General features: G+C 68.2%; 20 protein-coding genes, 1 tRNA gene and 1 pseudogene. 9 read left to right on the top strand and 13 right to left on the bottom strand.

The annotated features are described in order from the left end of the window. Position 1: 1 nt before the first annotated feature. The 5 genes from hpnE to hpnA are packed head-to-tail and all read right to left on the bottom strand — an operon-like array spanning position 2 to position 5295. Positions 2-1288, bottom strand: coding sequence for a hydroxysqualene dehydroxylase HpnE (gene hpnE / locus ROTAS13_RS01255; protein ID WP_075821329.1), 1287 nt, complete (start codon positions 1286-1288; stop codon positions 2-4). After that, a complete protein-coding gene (gene hpnD, locus ROTAS13_RS01250; protein ID WP_075821328.1) occupies positions 1285-2133 on the bottom strand; it encodes a presqualene diphosphate synthase HpnD in 849 nt (282 codons plus the stop codon). The genes hpnE and hpnD overlap by 4 nt, the downstream gene beginning before the upstream one ends. Before the next feature lie 16 nt (positions 2134-2149). After that, complete coding sequence (gene hpnC, locus ROTAS13_RS01245) at positions 2150-3076, bottom strand: squalene synthase HpnC (protein ID WP_058389533.1); 927 nt, start codon at positions 3074-3076, stop codon at positions 2150-2152. Continuing rightward, a complete protein-coding gene (locus ROTAS13_RS01240; protein WP_075821327.1) occupies positions 3073-4287 on the bottom strand; it encodes a glycosyltransferase in 1215 nt (404 codons plus the stop codon). The genes hpnC and ROTAS13_RS01240 overlap by 4 nt, the downstream gene beginning before the upstream one ends. Then, on the bottom strand, positions 4288-5295 hold the full coding sequence (gene hpnA, locus ROTAS13_RS01235) for a hopanoid-associated sugar epimerase (RefSeq protein ID WP_019460560.1): 1008 nt from the start codon (positions 5293-5295) through the stop codon (positions 4288-4290). Positions 5296-5770: 475 nt separating this feature from the next. Between hpnA and ROTAS13_RS01230 the strand changes: the two genes are divergently transcribed. Continuing rightward, complete coding sequence (locus ROTAS13_RS01230) at positions 5771-6025, top strand: hypothetical protein (protein WP_139323242.1); 255 nt, start codon at positions 5771-5773, stop codon at positions 6023-6025. A 30-nt stretch (positions 6026-6055) separates the two neighbouring features. Here the strand turns inward: ROTAS13_RS01230 and ROTAS13_RS01225 are convergent, their stop codons facing one another. Then, on the bottom strand, positions 6056-6475 hold the full coding sequence (locus ROTAS13_RS01225) for a hypothetical protein (RefSeq protein WP_139323241.1): 420 nt from the start codon (positions 6473-6475) through the stop codon (positions 6056-6058). A gap of 168 nt (positions 6476-6643) precedes the next feature. Continuing rightward, positions 6644-6717, bottom strand: a tRNA-Gln gene (locus ROTAS13_RS01220). Positions 6718-6843: 126 nt separating this feature from the next. On the opposite strand from ROTAS13_RS01220, the gene ROTAS13_RS01215 reads away from it, so the two are divergent. From ROTAS13_RS01215 to ROTAS13_RS01185, 7 genes are all read left to right on the top strand, one after another. Further along, complete coding sequence (locus ROTAS13_RS01215; protein WP_075821324.1) at positions 6844-7920, top strand: Ppx/GppA phosphatase family protein; 1077 nt, start codon at positions 6844-6846, stop codon at positions 7918-7920. Positions 7921-8052: 132 nt separating this feature from the next. After that, positions 8053-8727, top strand: a complete 675-nt coding sequence (locus ROTAS13_RS01210) for an RlmE family RNA methyltransferase (RefSeq protein WP_019460619.1) — start codon at positions 8053-8055, stop codon at positions 8725-8727. 174 nt (positions 8728-8901) lie between these two features. Then, entirely contained in the window at positions 8902-10401 is a 1500-nt protein-coding gene (guaB, locus tag ROTAS13_RS01205) for an IMP dehydrogenase (RefSeq protein WP_026033104.1), read from the top strand. Between the two features lie 127 nt (positions 10402-10528). Continuing rightward, positions 10529-11914 (top strand): RsmB/NOP family class I SAM-dependent RNA methyltransferase, encoded by a 1386-nt coding sequence (locus tag ROTAS13_RS01200; protein WP_075821323.1) that lies wholly within the window; start codon positions 10529-10531, stop codon positions 11912-11914. Further along, positions 11911-12474, top strand: coding sequence for a GNAT family N-acetyltransferase (locus ROTAS13_RS01195; RefSeq protein ID WP_019460622.1), 564 nt, complete (start codon positions 11911-11913; stop codon positions 12472-12474). Before ROTAS13_RS01200 ends, ROTAS13_RS01195 begins: the two co-directional genes overlap by 4 nt. Before the next feature lie 56 nt (positions 12475-12530). Next, the gene (gene guaA, locus ROTAS13_RS01190) at positions 12531-14144 is read left to right on the top strand and encodes a glutamine-hydrolyzing GMP synthase (RefSeq protein ID WP_037250041.1); all 1614 of its coding nucleotides are present in this window, start codon (positions 12531-12533) and stop codon (positions 14142-14144) included. Positions 14145-14438: 294 nt separating this feature from the next. After that, entirely contained in the window at positions 14439-15695 is a 1257-nt protein-coding gene (locus ROTAS13_RS01185) for a tyrosine-type recombinase/integrase (RefSeq protein ID WP_058389538.1), read from the top strand. On the opposite strand, the gene ROTAS13_RS01180 is transcribed toward ROTAS13_RS01185, so the two are convergent. The 4 genes and pseudogenes from ROTAS13_RS01180 to tnpA all read right to left on the bottom strand — a co-directional run bounded on the left by ROTAS13_RS01180 (position 15661) and on the right by tnpA (position 18244). Next, a complete protein-coding gene (locus ROTAS13_RS01180) occupies positions 15661-15945 on the bottom strand; it encodes an AlpA family transcriptional regulator (protein ID WP_075821338.1) in 285 nt (94 codons plus the stop codon). The genes ROTAS13_RS01185 and ROTAS13_RS01180 overlap by 35 nt on opposite strands. A gap of 418 nt (positions 15946-16363) precedes the next feature. Further along, a pseudogene (gene tnpC / locus ROTAS13_RS01170) lies at positions 16364-17396 on the bottom strand (IS66 family transposase); the annotation flags it as partial. A 158-nt stretch (positions 17397-17554) separates the two neighbouring features. Then, entirely contained in the window at positions 17555-17674 is a 120-nt protein-coding gene (gene tnpB, locus ROTAS13_RS27950; RefSeq protein ID WP_253187617.1) for a transposase, read from the bottom strand. A gap of 129 nt (positions 17675-17803) precedes the next feature. After that, a complete protein-coding gene (gene tnpA / locus ROTAS13_RS01160) occupies positions 17804-18244 on the bottom strand; it encodes an IS66-like element accessory protein TnpA (RefSeq protein ID WP_075821337.1) in 441 nt (146 codons plus the stop codon). Between the two features lie 335 nt (positions 18245-18579). Between tnpA and bla the strand changes: the two genes are divergently transcribed. Next, a complete protein-coding gene (gene bla / locus ROTAS13_RS01155) occupies positions 18580-19365 on the top strand; it encodes a class A beta-lactamase (protein WP_253187616.1) in 786 nt (261 codons plus the stop codon). A gap of 121 nt (positions 19366-19486) precedes the next feature. On the opposite strand, the gene ROTAS13_RS01150 is transcribed toward bla, so the two are convergent. Both ROTAS13_RS01150 and ROTAS13_RS26930 read right to left on the bottom strand, forming a co-directional pair. Continuing rightward, positions 19487-19861, bottom strand: coding sequence for a helix-turn-helix domain-containing protein (locus ROTAS13_RS01150; protein ID WP_075821319.1), 375 nt, complete (start codon positions 19859-19861; stop codon positions 19487-19489). A gap of 86 nt (positions 19862-19947) precedes the next feature. Then, positions 19948-20619: hypothetical protein (locus ROTAS13_RS26930; RefSeq protein WP_216348564.1), on the bottom strand; the 672-nt coding region annotated here is incomplete at its 5' end.

Genomic DNA, 20619 nt, shown 5'->3' with positions numbered 1-20619 from the left:
CTCAGTTCATGATGGAGAGGGCCAGAGCGGCAGCCCTCTCTCCGGAGCGCAAGGCGCCCTCGATGGTGGAAGGAAGTCCGGTATCGGTCCAATCGCCTGCCAGGAACAGGTTCGTCCAGCGGGTGTGGGTGGATGGCCGCCTTGCGTCCTGCGCGGGCGTGGCGGCGAAGGTGGCGCGCTTCTCCTTCACGATGCGCCAGGGGGGGAGGGCATCGGTAAGTCCATGCACGCGCACGATGTCGCCCCAGATGCGCCGGGCCAGCGCCTCCGGATCGGCGTCCAGCAGCGCATCGGCATTGCTGATGGTGACGGAGAAGCGGTCGTGGAAGGCGAAGATCCATTCTGCCGTGCCGCCGACCACGCCGATCATCGGCTCCGCGCCTTCCGGCGGGGCGAGGCGGAAATGCGCGTTCAGGATGGCGCGGAAATCGTCCGGCGCCTCCAGCCCCGGCACCAGTTCCGTGGCCACCCAGGGCGGCACGGCCAGCACCACGGCCTCGTCCCGCCCGACCGGCACGAGGCCATCGGCGAAGGCCAGGGCGGAGACGCGCTCGCCCTCGAATTCCAGCCCGCGCAGCCGGCGGGACAGGCGGATCCCGGTGCCCTGGCGGCCCAGATGCGCCAGGGCCGGGTCCACGAAGGCGGCGGCCAGGGTCGGCTCGGCGATGCGCGGGCGGCAGGCGCCACCGCCCCGGGCCAGGCTGTCCCGCACCACGGCGCCGGCGAGGTCGGCCGAGCCTTCCTGCGGGCGGGTGTTCAGGGCGGCGACCAGGAAGGGCTGGAGCAGGCGTTCCCAGAGCGGGCCGGAGCAGTCCAGCACCTCGTCGATCCGCTTGCCGGGATGCGGGCGCAGCAGCTTGCCAAGGGCGAGGTAGCCCGCCGCCCCGGTGCCGGGCACGCGGCGGGAGGGGCTGAGGATCCACCAGGGCAGGGGACCGTCATTCGGCCGCAGCCGCCAGGAGTCCCCGTCGCGCAGGTCGGTGAAGGCGAAATCGGCCGTTTCCGGCCCGGCCAGCCGGTCCTCCGCCCCGATGGCGGCGAGATAGCGGGTCACGGATTCATTGCCGGACAGGATGAGATGGTTGCCGTTGTCGATCACCAGGCCGAGCTGGCTGTCGCGATAGGAGCGGCAACGCCCCCCGGCCTGCGCGGCCGATTCCGACAACTCCACCGGCAGGCCCCGCCCGGCCAGCGCCACCGCCGCCGAGAGCCCGGCCATCCCGGCCCCCACCACATGGGCCCGTCCTAGATGGTCCCGCGCCCGACCTGTCACGCCCGGTCCGCTCATCCGAACAGCCCGTGCCGCGCCACGATCCAGAGCAGGCGCGGCTTGCCGATCCGCACCCTCCGGCGCGGCGCGCGCCAGCCCTGGGCCAGCATCCTGTCCAGGATGCGGCGGTACACCGCCCCCATCAGGCGCGGCGCCATCAGCCGGCCACGGGGCCGGGCCCGCATGACCCGTTCCGCCCCGGCGAAATGGGCCTGGGCCTCGTGGGCGAGGGCATGGCAGGCGATGTCCACACGCGGGTCGGCGATCACCGCCGCCGGGTCGTCCATAAGGCTGGCCGGAATGCCGGCGGCGGCCAGCTCCTCGCGCGGCAGGTAGAGCCGCCCGATCGCGGCGTCCTCATCCAGGTCGCGCAGGATGTTGGTCAGCTGCAGCGCCATGCCGAGGCTGTGCGACAGGGCGAGGCCGGGCGCTTCCTCCATGCCGAAGACGCGGCAGGACAGGCGCCCCACCGCGCAGGCCACGCGGTCGCAGTAGAGGTTCAGGGTGGCGCGGTCCGGGGCGCGGATATCGCCCGCGACATCCATCGCCATGCCTTCGACGACAGCCAGGAAATCCTCCAGCCGCAGCCCGTAGCGGCGCACCGTCCCGTGCAGGAAGGCCGCGCGCCCGGCCGGCCGGCCGGCGAAGAGGGCGGCGAGGTCGCGCCGCCACTCCTCCAGTTCCGCAGCGCGGGAGGGGCGGGGGCGCGTGCCGTCATCGGCGATGTCGTCCACCTGCCGGCAGAAGGCGTAGATGGCGAACATGCCCGCCCGTTCCGGCTTCGGCAGCAGGCGCATGGCGGCATAGAAGGAACTGCCGGAAACCTGCCGCTCCAGCGCGGCCAGGTCGTCGGTTGTGCTCACGGCGGCTGTCACCTCGTCATTCCCGCCGTCGCGCCTCCTTCTCCGTTCCGCCGGCCCCATCGGGTGATGCCATAGCCGGCCGTGTGCCTCTCCGGGAGGGCCAGCCCCAGCGGGTGCCCAGCGTTCCGGCCGCTCCCAGCAGGGCGAGGCCCAGGGCCTCGGCACGCCGGTGATGCACGCGCTCCGCCAGGGGATCGCGCCGGAGCAGCCGAATCGTCAGGCTTTCCGCCAGTTTCTGGATCACTCCTACTTCCACAGAGAGACGCAGATCCTGGATCTGTGTCGAAAAAGCGCGTGAGGCGTCCAGCAATCCGGCGGTTTTCTCCGCCAGCGTGGCGATCACGCCACGCAGGGCGGGGCTGGCGGCAGGAGCGTCCAGCGCCTCCACCCCGATCCCGGCGCGTTCCAGCAGGTCCCGCGGCAGGTAGACCCGGTCCAGGTTCCGGCGGTCCTTGGCGCAGTCCTGCAGGTGGTTGATCATCTGCAGGGCGCTGCACAGGGCGTCGTTGCGCGGCCACAGGGCCCGGCTCTCACCATGCACGTCCAGCACGAAGCGCCCGACCGGCGAGGCGGAATAGCGGCAATAGTCCATCAGCTCCGCCCAGTCCGCGTAGCGGAGCCGGGTCACATCGCGGCGAAAGGCTTCCAGCAGATCCAGCGGGTGCTGCTCGTCCAGCCCGCGCTCGCGCAGCACCCGGTGCAGCGCCTCGCCCTCAGGATTGGCGCCTGCCTCGCCCCGCAGCCCGCGCTCCATGCGGGCGAGCTGCTCCAGCTTCTCCGCCGGGGCGGCGGTGGGGTGGTCGGCCACGTCGTCGGCGATCCGGGCGAAGCGGTAGAAGGCCAGGATGGCCGGACGGTGCCGGGCGCTGACGAGATGCGAGGCGACGGGGAAGTTCTCGTCCCCCGAACCCTTGCCGGAAGCGAGATCGGCGGCCTGGGTCATGGCCGGGCTCCTCCGGTGCTTGTGCCGGTGCCGGAACCCTGGCCGGCCGTTTCCATCTGCGCCTGGGCGCGGCCCTTCCACATGCCGCCCCGGCCACGCCGGACATCGAGCGCGGAACGCAGCGTGAAGACCGTGTAGGCGAGGCCGATGGCAGGTAGGGCCAGGCCCCAGAGCACCGCGCCCGGCGGGGACAGCCGGTAGAAGCGGAGCATCGGATGGAAGGCCAGGGCCATCAGCCCCCAGGCCAGGAAGCTCAGGAACTGCGCCCAGCCGCCCGCGAAAAGCGCCAGCAGCACCGGCAGCATGTAGGTCACAACCATCCCCAGCACCGTCCCGGCCAGGAGCCAGGGCGAATAGCCGAGCTGCGCATAGGCGGAGCGGGACACCATCCGACCGATCTCGGCCACGCTGCGATAGGGGCGCAGGCTGGCGGCGCGGTAGGTCAGGCTGAGGCGGATCGGCCCCTGCGCCTTGAGCCGGCGGCCCAGGGCGCAATCGTCGATGATCTCGTGCCGGATGGAGTCGATGCCCCCGGCGGCCTCCAGCGCCGTGCGGCGGACCAGCATGCAGCCCCCGGCGGCGGCGGCCATCGGGTTGCGGTCGTCGGAGACCCAGCGGAAGGGATAGAGCATCTGGAAGAAGAAGACGAAAGCGGGGATCAGGAAGCGTTCCGCCGCATTGGCGCAGGAGAGCTCCGCCATCAGCGAGACCAGGGCGCAGCGGTCGCGCTCCGCCCGCGCCACCAGGGCGCGCAGGTTGGTCGGCGTATGGCCGATATCGGCATCGGTCAGCAGCAGGTATTCCGGCGGCGCCTCGCCAGTCCCGGCGCAGGCATGGGCCACGCCCTGGCGCACGGCCCAGAGCTTGCCGGTCCAGCCCTGCGGCAGCGGGGTGCCGGGCAGAACCTCCAGCCGCTCCTCGGCACCGGGGATAGCGCGTGCCGCCTCGGCCGTGCCGTCGGTGCTGCCGTCATCCACCAGGATGACGCGGAAGGGGCCGGGATAGCGCTGCGCCAGCAGGCTGCCGACCGAGCGGGCGATGACATCGGCCTCGTTGCGGGCGGGGACTACGGCGATGACGGCCGGCCAGGAGGCGGGGTCGGGGGCCTCGTCCCGATCGTCGCGGTCGCGGGCCAGCCAGAAGCCGCCGCGTGCCAGCAGCATGACGAGCCAGATCGCCACGGGCACGAGTGCAAGCAGGGTGAGAAGCATTCAGTGCAGGTAGCCTGCCTCGCGAAACCAGGCCAGGGCATCGGCCACGCCCTGCTGGTACGGGCGGGCGCTGTAGCCCAGCTCCCGTTCCGCCTTGGCGGAGGAGAAGAACATCCGGTAGCGCGACATGCGCAGGCCATCCACGGTCAGCAGCGGCTCCTTGCCGGTGATCCGCGCCACCGCCTCGAAGCCGTAGGCGAGGGGGTAGAGCGGGCCGCGCGGCAGGCTGATCCGGGGCGGCTTGCGCCCGGTCAGCCCCGCGATCACCGAAAGGAGTTCCTTCAGCGACACGTTCTCGCCGCCCAGGATATAGCGTTCGCCGATCCGCCCGCGCTCGAAGGCCAGCAGGTGCCCGGCGGCGATGTCGTCCACATGCGCGAAGTTCAGCCCCGTATCGACGAAGGCGGGCATCTTGCCGCGCGCCGCATCCAGGATCATGCGCCCCGTGGGTGTCGGGCGGATGTCGCGCGGCCCGATCGGGGTGGAGGGGTTCACGATGACAGCGGGGAGATTCTCCTTCGCCACCATCTCCTCGACCACCCTCTCGGCCCAGGTCTTGGATCGCTTGTAGACGCCGATCGCCTCTTGCGGCGCGGCAGGGGAGGTCTCGTCCACCGGGCCGGTGGCCCCGGCGATCCGGAGCGTGGCCACGCTGCTGGTATGGACGATGCGCTCCACGCCTTCCTTCAGCGCGGCGCGCATCAGGTTGCGCGTGCCCTCCACATTGGCGCGCGTCATCACCGAGGGATCGGGCGCCCAGAGCCGGTAATCCGCTGCCACGTGGAAGAGGTAGCGCATCCCCTTGAGCGCGGCGGCGAGGGATGCGGCATCGGTGAGGTCACCCTGCACCACCTCGAAGCCCAGGCCCGACAGGTTGCTGCGTGGGCTGGTGGGACGGATGAGGGCGCGCACCTCCAGCCCGCGGGCCAGAAGGCTGCGCGCCACGGCGGAGCCGAGAAAGCCGGATGCGCCCGTGACCAGGACCTTGTCGCCGGGGCGAAGGGGCACCGGGGACGGCTGATCCGTCCGATCGCCAGCCTGTTCCATCGATTCGGGGAGCTCCGGATCGGCCTGTGCTGCGGCGGGCCAGAGCTGCCCGGGCTTCCCGCCGGCTGGCCGGATACGGGGCGGGAAGCCGGCGCAAGTTAGCCCAAATAAGCGGGGTATGAAAATGGCCCTGACGCGATTATGGCGGAAAAACAGGCAAATAGGCCATGGAATGGCGGGACGCGTGCATCGCGCACGACATGCTTGTGCTTCCGGGCCATGCCAAGCCGTCCGATGGAGAAAGTACCGGAAGCGGGCCAGATCGTTATGAAAACCGGAGTTTGTGTAATCTTCCGGAGATAACAGGAAGTTTTATCTATTGTGAAGATTTATCTCGTGTTATGAGACGTCTCACAAGGCGCATCGACGCTCGCAGTGTTCACCCTTCCTGAACGCTTTTCATGCGGAACTGATGCCCGAACATGGAACAGAAGGTTTGCCCGCCATGGACATGAACTGGGTCGGACGGCTCGCCCGCCAGGACATCCTCCCCCCACGCGTGACCGAGGACCCCGCCCTGCTGGCCTCCATCGACGAGGATCTCCGCCAGGCTTCTGCTGCCATCGACGCGGCGCTGGTTTCCCCGATGCGGGCCATCAAGGCACAGCACATCGCCCGTGCCATGGCGCATATGGCCGAAGCCCAGCGCGTCCAGCGCGTGTTGGAAGTCGCCGCGCAGCGCGAGGGCTGAGGAAGCCTCATCCGAGCGGCGCGGCGGGGATCAGCCGAAAGGGCGCAACCTGTCCCGCCACCCTGGCGAATACAGCGGCACCATGGCCCGAAGCGGATCTTCCCCGGATTCCGCTTCCGCCATCTCATCCGGCAGGGCCGGCTTTGCCAGGCGCAGCAGAAGCGGGCGCGGCAGGAGCTTCCGGTCCGGCTGGCCCGTCCCGCAACGTTCGACCCGCTCCTCACGCCGGGTAGCCTGCAGCGCCGCCAGGGGCTTGATCAGCCGGCGCATTTCCCGCTGCACCATGTCCGCTGCCCAGTTCTGGTGCGCCGCGCCGAAGATGGCGGAGGCGACTGCCCATGATTCGTCTTCGGAATGCCCTGTTCGCCGCAACTCCTCGTATTGCCGGGCAGCCTCGCGAGCGGCGAGGAGATCGAGCGTCGTAGGGGGAGGGGAGGATTCGTGGGCCATGGGCGAAGGTTAGCGAGAAAAGAACAAATAGGGAACAAAAACCTCATGCGAAAACATCCCCGGAACTGATGGGTGTGGAGTCCAGGGATCGGGCATGATGGTGCGCCATGGTCCAGGGGCTGGTCGAGACCGGTGGTGCGAACCAGATCAAAGCTATGATGAGGAAATTGGCTGGGGAACCTGGATTCGAACCAAGACTGCCCGAGTCAGAGTCGGGAGTTCTACCGTTAAACTATTCCCCAGAGGCCGGGTCGAATGCCCCGGTCACTGACGAGGCGCGAGATAGCATCGGTCCTCATGGCCTGCAACCACCCCAGCGCATGAAAGCTCTTGCCCAGGCGCATGGGCTCCCGGATCATGACAATCCCATGGCGACGATGAGCCACCTCCCGACCTGTCGCCCCGGCTCGGCCTTCGCCGCGCCGGTCCATGCGGCGATCGACCTCGGGACAAACAACTGCCGCCTCCTGTTGGCCGCGCCCGGCGGTCCGGAGGGTTTTCGCGTCCTCGACAGCTTCAGCCGAATCGTGCGCCTGGGGGAGGGCCTGGGCCGGACCGGCAGCCTGACCAGCAGCGCCGTGGACCGTGCCCTGGGGGCGCTCTCCGCCTGCCGGGACAAGCTGGCCCGCCGCCCGATCTATGCGGCGCGTGCCGTCGCCACCGAGGCCTGTCGCCGCGCCGCCAATGGCGCGGATTTCCTGCGCCGCGCGGAATCCGCCCTGGGCCTGCCGATCGAGGTGATCTCGCCGCGCGAGGAAGCGGTCCTCGCCATGGAATCCTGCGCGCCGCTGATGGCGGAGGCGGACCGGCGGATCCTGCTCTTCGACATCGGCGGCGGCTCGACCGAGGTCGCCTGGATCCGCACGCCGCGCGAACCGGGGGAGCAGCCCTCGCTCCTCGGCTATGTCTCCGTCCCCGTGGGGGTGGTAACGGTGGCCGAGCAGGCGGGCGCACTCTGCGACAGCCGCCAGGGCTTCGCCGCGCTGGTGGAGGAGATCGCCTCCCGGCTGGAGCCCTTCAACGCCGTCCATTGCATTCGCCAGGAGATGCGCGCCGGCGGGGTCAGCCTGATGGGCACCAGCGGCACGGTGACCACCCTGGCCGGCATCGCCCTGGACCTGCCGCGCTATTCGCGCCCGCTGGTGGATGGGCAGGTGCTGAGCATCGATGCGGCGGACGAGGCGCTGCACCAGCTGCTGTCGCTGGGGCGGGCGGGCATGGCGGCGCATCCCTGCATCGGGCCGGAGCGGATGGACTTCGTCCTGCCAGGCTGCGCCATCTACGCCGCCATCCGCCGCACCTGGCCTGCCCCGCGCCTCACCGTCTGCGATCGCGGGCTGCGGGAGGGCATGCTGCTGCGGATGATGCGCCATGGCCGCCCCGCGGCCGGGCGCCGGGGGCGGGAATGGCTCCTGGCACGCGGGGCGAGCGCCGCGACGCATTGAAGGCCGCGTGCCGGGCCTTCCGGGAAACAACCGGCGGCCGATTTTCCTGGCCCGCCGTCTGCGGGGCGGCTCCGCGCTTTCGGGTCTCGCTGCCCCTGCTCCATCCATGGCGACCTGCTCTATAAGAGGTCCATGAAACCTCCCGCCGATCGCGGCCTCACCGCGCGCCTGCGCACCGCCAAGGGCCGGACGACCGCCTCCCAGCGCTGGCTGGAACGCCAGATCAACGACCCCTATGTCCGCGCCGCCAAGGCCGCCGGATGGCGCTCGCGGGCCGCCTTCAAGCTGCTGGAGCTGGACGAGCGCTTCAAGCTGCTGAAACCGGGCCAGCGCGTGGTGGACCTGGGCGCCGCGCCCGGGGGCTGGACCCAGGTCGCACTGAAGACGATCGGCGACCGCGGCCGGGTGGTCGCGCTGGACCTGCTGCCGATCGACCCGATCCACGGGGCGGTGCTGCTGGAGGGCGACTTCACCGAGCAGGCGGGCGAGGATGCGGTGCTGGCGGCGCTGGACGGGCAGGCGGACCTGGTGCTGTCCGACATGGCGCCCAACACCACCGGCCACAACGCGACCGACCATCTGCGGATCATGGGGCTGGTGGAGCTGGCGGCGGATTTCGCGCGGCGTGTCCTGGCGCCGGGAGGCGGCTTCGTGGCGAAGGTCTTCCAGGGCGGCACGGAAAAGGAACTGCTGGCCGCGCTCAAGCGCGATTACGCCCAGGTGCGCCATGCCAAGCCACCCGCCAGCCGCAAAGACAGCGCCGAGGCCTATGTCGTGGCCCAGGGCTTCCGCGGCTCAAACGACTGAGTTCTGGGACCGCGGTGGCGGTGCGTCCAGGCCGGCGGCCCTGCGGCGGGCGCGACCCTGCCAGGATCGTGCGGGACAACCTGCACGGGCGGAGAAGCTTGCCATCGACCGCCCCGGCAGCGTAGGAGGGGCCGCCAAGGTCGCGCAGCGCCATCCCCCGAGAGGCCCCCGCCCATGGCACCCGATATGCTCCCCCGAATCGACAGCCGCATCACCTTCGAGGAGGCCTTCGCCTTCGACGACGTGCTGCTGGTTCCCGGCTATTCCACCGTCCTGCCCTCCCAGACCGACACCCGCACCAGGCTGACGCGGGAAATCCGGCTGAACATCCCGCTCGTCGCCGCGGCGATGGACACGGTGACCGAGGCCCCCATGGCCATCGCCATGGCCCAGGCCGGCGGCATCGGCGTGATCCACAAGAACCTTTCCATCGAGGAGCAGGCCGCCCAGGTCCGCCGGGTGAAGAAGTTCGAGAGCGGCATGGTGGTGAACCCCGTCACCATCCATCCCGACCAGACCCTGGCCGATGTCCGCGCCCTGCAGGACCAGCACCACATCAGCGGCATCCCCGTGGTGGAGCGGGAAAGCAAGCGCCTTGTCGGCATCGTCACCAGCCGCGACGTGCGCTTCGCCACGGACCCCAACCTCCGGGTCTATGAGCTGATGACGCGGGAGAACCTCGTCACCGTGCTGAATGACGCCACGCCGGAGCAGGCGCGGTCGCTGCTGCACAAGCACCGGATCGAGAAGCTGCTGGTGGTGGACGACCAGTACCGCTGCATCGGCCTGATCACCGTCAAGGATATGGACAAGGCCCAGGCCAACCCGTCCGCCGTGAAGGACGCGATGGGCCGCCTGCGCGCCGCCGCCGCGACCGGCACGGGCGAGGACGGGCTGCGCCGCGCCGAGGCCCTGGTGGATGCCGAGGTGGACGTGATCGTGGTGGACACCGCCCATGGCCATTCCGCCGGCGTGCTGAAGGCGGTGGAGCGGGTGAAGCAGCTCTCCAACAGCGTGCAGGTGATCGCTGGCAACGTGGCGACGCCGGAGGCGGTGCTGGCGCTGATCGAGGCGGGCGCCGATGCGGTGAAGATCGGCATCGGCCCGGGCTCCATCTGCACGACCCGGATCGTGGCCGGTGTCGGCGTGCCGCAGCTGACGGCGGTGCTGGAATGCTCCGCCGCGGCGCGGGAGAAGGACGTGCCGGCCATCGCCGATGGCGGCATCCGCACCTCGGGCGACATCGCCAAGGCCATCGCCGCCGGCGCCGATTGCGTGATGATGGGCAGCCTCTTCGCCGGCACGGACGAGGCGCCGGGCGAGGTCTTCCTCTACCAGGGCCGCTCCTTCAAGTCCTATCGCGGCATGGGCTCGCTGGGCGCCATGGCGCGCGGCTCGGCCGACCGCTACTTCCAGGCCGAGGTACAGGACAGCCTGAAGTTCGTGCCCGAGGGGATCGAGGGCCGCATCGGCTACAAGGGCCCGGTCGGCGCGGTGATCCACCAGCTCGTGGGCGGGCTGCGCTCGGCCATGGGCTATACCGGCAACGGCACGATGGCGGAGATGCAGCGCAACTGCCGCTTCCGCCGCATCACCAATGCCGGGCTGCGGGAAAGCCATGTTCATGACGTGGCGATCACCCGCGAGGCGCCGAACTACCGCGCCGACGGCTGAGACCCTTCCTCCGGCCCGGCGGCAGGCCGGGCCGGAGCCATTCCTTTCCATGCAACCCGCCCCGGGCCGAGGCGCTGCCATCCAGGCGCCTCCCCGGGGCGTTGCCCGTTCAGGCAGAATTCTTGAGATGACCCCCGCCGCCCGTATCGCCGCCGCCGTCACCCTGCTGGAGCAGCAGGAGGCCCAGCCCCGTCGCCCGGCGGACGCGGTGGCCAACGAGTTCTTCCGGGCGCGCCGCTATATCGGGGGCGGCGACCGCCGCGCCGTGGCGGAGATCGCCTGGGGCGTGGTGCGGGAGCGGCTGCGCCTCGACTGGCACCTGGGACGTGTCGGCGGCCAGCCGACGCCGCGCCTGCTGGTCGCGACCTACATGCTCATGGCCTCCGGGGAATCCCTTCAGGCCGTGCTGGCCGCCTTCAGTGGCGAACGCCATGCGGAGGCGCCGCTGGAGCCGGGCGAGCGCCGCGTCCTTTCCGCCCTGCGGCCACCGCTGCTGCGCCCGGAGATGCCCGAGGAGATCCGGCTCAACATCCCCGGCTGGGCGCTGCCGGGCTTCCGCGAGCGTTTCGGCCCGGAACTGCCGGAGGCGGCGAAGGCCATGAGCGGCGCCGCGCCGCTGGACCTGCGGGTGAACCTGCTGAAGGGCACGCGCGAGACGGCCATCACCGCGCTGGCCGCAGAGGGCATCACGGCACAGCCCACCACCCTGTCCCCTTGGGGCCTGCGGCTGGCGGAGCGTCAGCCGATCCTGGCCACCCGCGCCTTCCGCGAGGGGTTGGTGGAGATCCAGGACGAGGGCTCGCAGCTCATCGCCCTGTTGGCCGATGCGCGGCCGGGGATGCGGGTCGCCGACTACTGCGCCGGGGCGGCGGGCAAGACCCTGGCCATGGCGGCCGCCATGGACAATCGCGGGCGGATCGTGGCCTGCGACGTATCCGTGCCGCGGCTCTCGGGGGCCTCGCAGCGCCTGCGCCGGGCCGGGGTGGACAATGCAGAGACGCATCTGCTGGTGCCTGGCGACCGCTGGGCCAAGCGCCGGGCGGGGCAGTTCGACCGCGTCCTGGTGGATGCGCCCTGCACCGGCACCGGCACCTGGCGGCGCAACCCTGATGCCCGGCTGCGTACCGGCGCGGGTGACCTGGCGGAGCTCCAGGTGAAACAGGGCGAGATATTGCGCCGCGCGGCTTCCCTGGTGCGCCCGGGGGGAAAGCTGGTCTACGCTACCTGCTCGGTCCTGCCCGGGGAGGATGAGGTGCAGGTGCGGGAGTTTCTGAGCGACCATCCGGAGTTCCGGGCGGTGCCGCTGGCGGAGGCCTGGGCGCAGGGCTTCGCCGGGTGGGAAGGGGAGGCGGTTCCGGTCAGGCCCGGTGCCGCTATGGGCGTCGGCCTGGGTGGCACCCTGGGTGGCGCCTCGGGCACGGAAGGGGATTTCCTGGCCCTGGCGCCGCACCGGGAGGAGACGGACGGCTTCTTCTGCGCCGTGCTGGAGCGGCGGGAGGCCGGGACATCGTGACCGCCATCCGCCGCGCCCGGCCGCAGGATGCCTTCGCCATCGGCGCCGTGCATGTCGCGGCCTGGCGTGATTCCTATGCCGGGCTGCTGCCGGACGACTACCTCGCCAACCTCTCGCCGCAGCGGATCGGCGCCGGCTACGGCCAGGGGCTGATCTCCCGGCGGGAGGGCGAGGCTCTCTTCGTCGCCGAGATCCCGGAGCCGGGCCGGCGCGTCGTGGGCTTCGCCTCGGCCGGTCCCGCCCGGCGCGCGGGGATGGGAAGCCGCTGGGGGGAGGGCGAGGTCGCCACCCTCTATGTCCTCAGCGACTACCGGGACCAGGGAATCGGCCGCCGGCTGCTGCGGGCCTCCGCCGCGCACCTGGCGGCGATCGGCTGCGCCTCGGCCATGCTCTGGGTGCTGTCCGACAACCATGCCCGCTTCTTCTACCGCCATCTCGGCGGGCGCCCAGTCGCCCAGGAGGTCATCCAGGTCGGCGGCCGGGCAGTGCAGCAGACTGCCATCGCCTGGGACCCGATCGAGACCCTGCTCGACGCCACGGCCGTTTCTTCCCGCGGCTGACCTGCCCTGCGCAGGAAGTGGTTGACGCCGCCCCTTCCGCCGTGCTTCGCGCCGCCATGGCCGACCCCACCGCGACGACTCCCGTCACCCCAGCCCCCGCCTCGGCGCAAGAGGCCGCTGGGGGGCATGACCGCATCCTGATCCTCGATTTCGGCAGCCAGGTGACGCAGCTGATCGCGCGCCGCCTGCGCGAGAGCGGGGTGTATTGCGAGATCTGGCCCTTCACCGCCAGCGACGACCGTATCCGCGACTTCCAGCCGCGCGGCATCATCCTGTCCGGCGGCCCGGCCAGCGTGAACGAGGGCGAGAGCCCCCGCGCGCCGCAGGCCGTCTTCGACCTCAAGCTGCCGGTGCTGGGCATCTGCTACGGGCAGCAGACCATGTGCGCCCAGCTCGGCGGGCTGGTGGAGAGCGGCCATCACCGCGAGTTCGGCCGCGCCTTCGTCGAGATCACCGACGGTTGCGCCCTGACCCAGGGCGTCTGGGAGAAGGGCGCCCGCGAGCAGGTCTGGATGAGCCATGGCGACCGCGTGACGCGCCTGCCGGAAGGCTTCCGCCCGGTGGGCGTGAGCGAGGGCGCACCGCTCGCCATCATCGCCGATGACAGCCGCCACTATTACGGCGTGCAGTTCCACCCGGAGGTCGTGCACACGCCGCACGGCGCCGCGCTGCTGCGGAACTTCACGCATGCCGTCTGCGGCTGCAAGGGTGACTGGACCATGGGCGCCTTCCGCGCCGAGGAGATCGCCCGCATCCGCGCCCAGGTCGGCGCCGGCCGGGTGATCTGCGGCCTGTCCGGCGGCGTCGATTCCTCGGTGGCGGCGGTGCTGATCCACGAGGCGATCGGCGACCAGCTCACCTGCATCTATGTCGATCACGGGCTGATGCGCGCGGGCGAGACGGAGCAGGTGCTCGCCACCTTCCGAGACCGCTTCAACATCAAGCTGGTGCACCGCGACGCCTCCGACCTCTTCCTCGGCGCGCTGAAGGGCGTCACCGACCCGGAGGTGAAGCGCAAGACCATCGGCCGGCTGTTCATCGAGGTCTTCGAGGAGGAGCAGGCCAAGATCGGCGGCGCCGATTTCCTGGCCCAGGGCACGCTCTATCCGGACGTGATCGAGAGCGTCTCCGCCACCGGCGGCCCCTCCGTCACCATCAAGTCGCACCACAATGTCGGCGGCCTGCCCGAGAACATGCGCATGAAGCTCGTCGAGCCGCTGCGCGAGCTGTTCAAGGACGAGGTCCGCGCCCTGGGCCGCGAACTGGGCATGCCGGAAGCCATCGTTGGCCGCCACCCCTTCCCGGGGCCGGGGCTCGCCATCCGTATCCCCGGCGAGGTGACGCGGGAAAAGGTGCAGATCCTGCAGCAGGCGGACCTGGTCTTCCTGGAGGAGATCCGCAATGCCGGCCTCTACGACGCGATCTGGCAGGCCTTCGCGGTGCTGCTGCCGGTCCGCACCGTGGGCGTGATGGGTGACGGCCGCACCTACGACCAGGCCTGCGCCCTGCGCGCCGTCACCAGCACGGACGGCATGACGGCGGATGTCTATCCCTTCGAGATCGCCTTCCTGAGCCGGGTTGCCAACCGGATCGTCAACGAGGTGCGCGGGATCAACCGCGTTGCCTACGACGTGACCAGCAAGCCGCCCGGGACCATCGAGTGGGAATGATTCAGGCCCATCCGAACGCCGCCGATTTTACGCTGCGGTACGACCTAAAACACTGAAAACGAAAATAAATCCCTCCTATGCCAATCGACATCTATCGGTGGGCATAGACGGTGTTCGGCGGCCTCGCTGTCGGGCCTCGCCCCCATTGATCAACCGGAAAAACGAAAGTACCGTCAGGTCAAACGAGGCCAATGACGGTACTTTTTGCGAACTAATGCAGTGAGATAAAAGCATTTTCGACGCCATCGGCCTGCAAAAACCGCGTGACGGTACTTTTCCGCGAGGAGGCCCGAAATGTTGACCGATGCAGCACTCAAGTCTTTGAAACCAAAAGCCAAAATGTACAAGGTTTCCGATCGTGACGGCATGTATGTGCGCGTCGCGCCGTCGGGCGCCATCTCTTTCAGGCTCGACTATCGGCTGAACGGCAGGCGGGAGACCGTGTATCTCGGCAGATATGCCCGTGACGGAATATCGCTCGCCAGGGCTCGCGAGCTATCCATTGATGCGCGGCGCGCGATCGCCGAGGGGCGGTCTCCCGCCATCGAGAAGCAGCGGGAGAAGCGTAGGATCAAGGAAGCAAAGAGCTTCGGCCAGTTCGGCGAGAAGTGGCTGACCAACGCGACGATGGCCGACAGCACACGCGCGATGCGTCGCTCCATCTTCGAACGCGAACTCATGCCCGTCTGGCGAAATCGTCTCCTGACGGAGATCACACCCGACGACCTGCGCACTCACTGCGGCAAGATCGTCGAACGGGGTGCGCCTGCGACCGCCATCCATGTACGGGATATCCTGAAGCAGATTTACGGCTATGCCATTCTGCACGGCGAGAAGGTCGCCAACCCGGCCGATGACGTTGGTCCGGCCTCGATCGCCACCTTTACGCCGAAGGACCGCGCGCTTTCGCCTGCAGAGATCCGCATCATGTTCAAGCAGCTCGAGCATGTTGCGACGTTGCCAACGATCCGCCTCGGTATGAAGCTCTACCTCCTCACCATGGTCCGGAAGAGCGAGTTGCAGGATGCAGTTTGGGACGAGATCGATTTCGACAACGCCGTCTGGACCATCCCGAAGGAGCGCATGAAGCGGTCGAAGCCGCACAATGTCTACCTGTGCCGACAGACCCTCGACATCATGATTGCGCTCAAGACCTGCTCCGGCAACTCCCGATATCTGTTGCCGTCCCGGTATGACGCGGACGCGCCGATGTCGCGCGCGACCTTCAATCGGGTTACCTATGCCGTCGTCGAACAAGCCAAGAAGGAGGGGCTGCCGCTGGAGCCTTTCACAGTCCATGATCTGCGGCGAACGGGCTCGACGCTGCTGAACGAGTTGGGCTTTAACAGCGACTGGATCGAAAAGTGCCTGGCGCACGAGGACGGGCGTTCATCGCGCGGCGTTTATAACAAGGCCGAGTATGAGGTGCAGCGCCGGCATATGATGCAGCAGTGGGCGGATACAGTAGACGCCTGGATCGACGGTCGGAAACACGCCCCCACGCTTTTGCCGACAACTATGCCCGTGATGGAGCTTGATCCCGCCCTTTGACCGGTCGGGTTTTGCGCTTGGTGACGTCGGGGTGCTGTGCACGACGGATCGGAGCAGTCCGCCGTGCCATCAGCCAAGCCTCGACCTCGGCGAGGTCCCAAACAATACAACGTGGTGAGAGCGCGAACCGACGAGGGAACTCGCCACGTTGTTCCATTTCGTAAATAGTGCTGTCGGCCATCGGCACCATCTCCCGCAACTGTTGCCGGCGGATTGTTCTCCGAATTTGCGTAGTTTCGATCTTTGCCATCTCAATCTCCATCGTTGCCAAGGCGATTGAGAACGATAGCTGCTGATACTGGAAGCCCCTCCGAAATGCGGTGCGGCATTTTCGGGCCGTAGCGTACACATCGGCGGGTTTTTCCCGACTACTAAGGGCAGATAGGAGCGAACAGTCGCTGATAGACAAGCTCGAAACTTGCGCCGCCCGCTACGAGGAGGCGCATTCAGTAAACGCGACTCCCTTCAAAATCCGCCGGAGCAATCCATGTCGGTTCGAGTCCGACCGCCCGCACCATTTCGGCCCAAAACCGCGAGTCCTTGCACCGCCGCCTCTACGCAGGAGGCGGCGGTGAGGGTCCGCAGCAACTCGGTGCGGTTTCCGCGGATACGGAACATCGGTTTTGCTGATCACTTCCACCCGCTGCGCGAGGGTGCGAAACCAGCTTGCGCCGGCTATGCGCCCAGCAGGCGGCCTCGGTGATCGGGCCGGGCTTGCGTCTTGGGGCATAGAACTCGTTGAACCCGGCATAGGCGTCAGCCTGCAGGATGCCTGATAGCCAGCCCAGTGCCGCTGCGGGTGCTCGCCGGTGCGGTCGCGGGAGTAGCGGAACATCGCTGCCGGCGGTGCCGGCCCGGCGAAGGCCGGTCGTCCCGGACACAGGTCCAGAGTCGGCCGGTGACGGTCCTGCCCTTGGTCAGCACCGGCACTGTGGTGTCGTCGCCATGCAGCCGCGCGGCGGCGAGCACATGAGCGTCGATCAGCGCCATCATCGGCGCCAGGCTGGCGGTGCAGGCGCCGACCCAGTCGGCCATGGTGGAAACACTGAGCTCGATGCCCTCGCGGGCGTAGGTTTCGCTCAGGCGGTTCAGCGGTAGGTGCTGGCCGAATTTGGCCTCCAAGATGGTGGCGACCAGCTGCGGGCCGGCGCGGCCGCGAGCAATCGGATGAAAAGGCGCTGCCAGCTGAGTGATGCGCTCGCAGTCCCGACAGGAGAACTTCTCCCGCACGGTCTGGATGACCTTCCACTGGCGGGGCACGACCTCCAGGGTCTCGGTGATGTCCTCGCCCAGCCTGAAGAGCTTACCGCCACAGCAGGGGCAGGCGGAGGGTGCCGGGATCACCGCGCGTTCGCGCGGCAGTTGCTCCGGCAGCGGCGCTCGAGCTGGCTGGCGACACGGTGACGTGCCGCTGGGCGACTTGTCCTTGGCCCCGGCGTTCTCAGCCTTGGTCGCGTCCTTGCTGGCGGCAACGACCAGCTCGACGAGTTCCAGTTCGAGCTGGTCAATCAGCTTGCGGCTGCGTTCGGAGGAAGCGCCGAACCTGTCGTGCTTGATCTTAGCGATCAGCAGCTTGAGATGCGCCACCATCGCCTCGGCGCCGATGGCACGTGCCTCGGCCTCCTGCCGCACCAACTCCGCAGCCGCATGCGCGTCTCGCAGGGCAGCGATGTTATTCGCACTATTGTCCGGGGCGGGCATTACGGCAGAGATCGAATCGCAATCCAGCGTGGCAGGAAGATGGAATGCGCCGCTGCGCCTACCTATCCCGCGACCTCTGGCCGCCAGGTTCGTTGCGGGTTCCGCCACTCGATGCCGTCGACCATGTAGGCCAACTGAGCGCCGGAGATCGCCACGCGTCAATCCGCCGGCGAGGGCCAGATGAAGCGGCCGCGTCCAAGGCGTTTGGCGTAAAGCGACATGCCGAGCCCATCGTGCCAGACGATCTTGACCAGGTCGCCGCGGCGGCCCCTGAACACGTAGAGATCGCCGGCATGGGGATCGCGGCCGAGGCGTCTGCTGCACCTGCAGCGCCAAGCCGTTCATGCCGCGCCGCATGTCTGTGTGGCCCATTGCCAGCCAGACCCGGACCCCAGAAGGGACCGGGATCATCCGCGCAGCACCGACGGCACGCGACGCAGAGCCGCGGTGCCGACCGTCTCGGGCACCCGCAGCGCGGTGCCATCCGGCAGCACGATCTCGATCCGGTCACCACGCTCGACATCTGGATCGGCGGAAGCCGGCGGTGCGGCCGGACCTGCGGGCAACGCCGCTGACAACGACACTGCCATCGCTGCCCGCTCCGACACGATCTGCATGGGCATGAAGACCGGCGTCTGCTCCGCCGCCAGGTCACCTGACCGGACCTGCTTGCGCCAAGACCACAGCACGCTGCGGCTCACTTCGTGCCGTCGCGCAATCTCTGCGAAGCACGCCCCTTGGCGCTCCGCCTCCGCGACGATCCGCAGCTTGTCCTCGACACGCCATTGGCGCCGCCGCTCGACGCCGCTGATGATTTCTATCCCGCTAACCCGCTCCGTCCTTAGCAACACCCTTACGAGCGTCGGTAAGATCAGAAGGCAGGTTCAGCCCCACACCGGAAGGCGGCCCTTGCCGGAGGAATACGAATGGACGACGTCTCCCAGGGGTTTCCACCCCAGCTGACCGCTTATGATCAGCGGCGTTGTGGGGATGAAGGTTTTGGGCCGGGGCCTATATGGTGAAGGCCTATGCCTAGGCGCCGAGTGACAAAGGTCAGGCGACAAGATGTCCGGAGTGCAGACGCGGGTGACGTTAGATGACAAGGATCAGCATGGAAAGGCGACACTTTCTCATCGGTGGGGCGGCATGTCTCACCTCTCCGGCGTTCGCGCGGTCTCGCTCGATGGATGTGATCATCGAATATGAGACAAGCACGGGCGGACACGTTGGACTTCATGCCGAGAACCTGCGCACCGGCTGGAAATTGACGTCGCGATCCGACGAGCGCTTCGTGATGTGCAGCACGGTGAAGGCATCGATCGCCGCCTGCATCCTTTCGCAAGTGGACCGCGGCACGATACGCCTTGATGATCCCATCCGCTTTGGTGCGAACGATGTCGAAGGCTGGTATGCGCCAGTGGCAACAGAGAACCTCGGCAGAGGAATGCTGTCGATCCGCGAGATGTGCAAGGCCGCCGTCGAGGAGAGCGACAACGTCTGCGCGAACTTTCTGCTGACGCGCCTCGGTGGGCCGGCAGCGATGACCGCTTACTGGCGCAGTCTCGGTGATCGGGTCAGCCGCCTCGATGATCCCGAGCCGATCCTCAATAGGACACCTCCTGGCGATGTACGGAATACGACGACGCCGGCTGCGATGGCTGCCACCTTGCGCCGCATGGTTCTCGGGTCGGCGTTGTCACCGGCGTCCCGTACCGATCTTCGAACCTGGATGATCGGGTGCAAGACCGGCGCACATCGGTTGCGAGCAGGGATTCCTAGTAGCTGGCGCATAGCGGACAAAACGGGAAACAACGGCAAGGACGGTGCCGGCGATATCGGCGTCGTGTGGCCGAAACCAGACGTTCCCATCGTCATCGTCGCTTATACCCGCGGAGGCACGCCTACCGAGCAGCACTTTCAGAAGCTTTTCGCAGGTATCGGTCAGGAGATGGCCGCAAAACTCGCGTGACTGTTGGCCGACGGCTGCTCCGGCCTCGCAATTGCAAACGCCAGCCCGTTTCGGTTGGGATGGCGATTGAGAACCAACGCCGCTTCCCCCCAGGATATGCTCCACATCACACGGGGCCCAATCACGTTGCGAGAACGCGATTATCGAAGTCTGCGCGGGCGCTCTCCACAGTGTCCAGATGGCGTAGCGTCCAAGCATACAGGATCTCGAACGGTTCCAGCAGGGTTCGACCAAGCGGGGTGATCTCATACACGACGGCAACGGCCGACGCCGGGATGACACGGCGCGTGAGCAAACCGTTTCGCTCCAAGCGCCTCAGGCATTGGGTGAGCGCCTTCTGCGTGACGCCTTCCAGTTCTCGCTTTAACGCATTGAAGCGAGTTGGCCCTTTCGACAGCACCGTAAGAACCATCATCGACCATTTGTCAGCGATCTGATCGAACAGGATGCGGCTGGCGCACCCTGATGAGAAGCGTGCGACCTCACAGTTCGGCATGGCAGTTCCTTTCAATATACCTGATTGACTTCAAGTACCTAATTGACGTCAAGTATTAAAAATATACCTAAGCTCGACTTTGGCCATCACGCGGCGTGGCAGATGGCGTAAGCCCAGGCGTGCTGGAGCGCTCGTGGAGGTTTTGCGCCGTGGCCGCTGTGCCGGGATGTGAGGAAACCTTGCTCGCACCAGATGTGCCGCCGCACGGCGGCGAGGGTGTCACTGAAGGTCGGGCGTTCCTTGCGGTACCAGGCGCTGCTCGCTGCTGCCTTTCGGTCTGAGGCTCTGAGCTGGACGGCCAGGAGGGTGACGAGCGAGAACAGCCCGAGCAGGCATGGCGTGGTGCGGGCGATGGCGAGGTCCGACCATTGCCGCTGGGTCTCCACCCCGAGATGCACCCTGGTCTCCTGAAAAGTCACCTCCAGTTGCCAGCGGTGGATGAACCAGCACAGGATCTGCTCCGGCGTTCGATCAGGCTCGGTGCACAGCAGGGCCTGCGGCTCGAACCGACGATGGGGATCGCGGACCAGCACCCAGCGGATCGGCACGATAGGCATCCCGCCATGACGCCATACGGCAGTGGCCGAGCAGATCTCGACATGACGTGCGCCCTCACCGTACCAGCCGGGGACCACCACGCGCTGCCAGCGCGTATCGGTGCTGACCAGCACCTCCGCCAGGGTGGGCCGCCGCGCCCCTTTGGTCCGGGGTCGACCATTGGTGCCGGGCAGCCGAGGCGGTGCCGGATCGTAGAGCGC

It is taken from the genome of Roseomonas sp. TAS13 (assembly GCF_001950415.1).
Classification (GTDB): domain Bacteria; phylum Pseudomonadota; class Alphaproteobacteria; order Acetobacterales; family Acetobacteraceae; genus Roseomonas; species Roseomonas mucosa.
The sequence above is the reverse complement of the archived record's forward strand: the minus strand, read 5'-3'. Positions and strand labels throughout refer to the sequence as shown.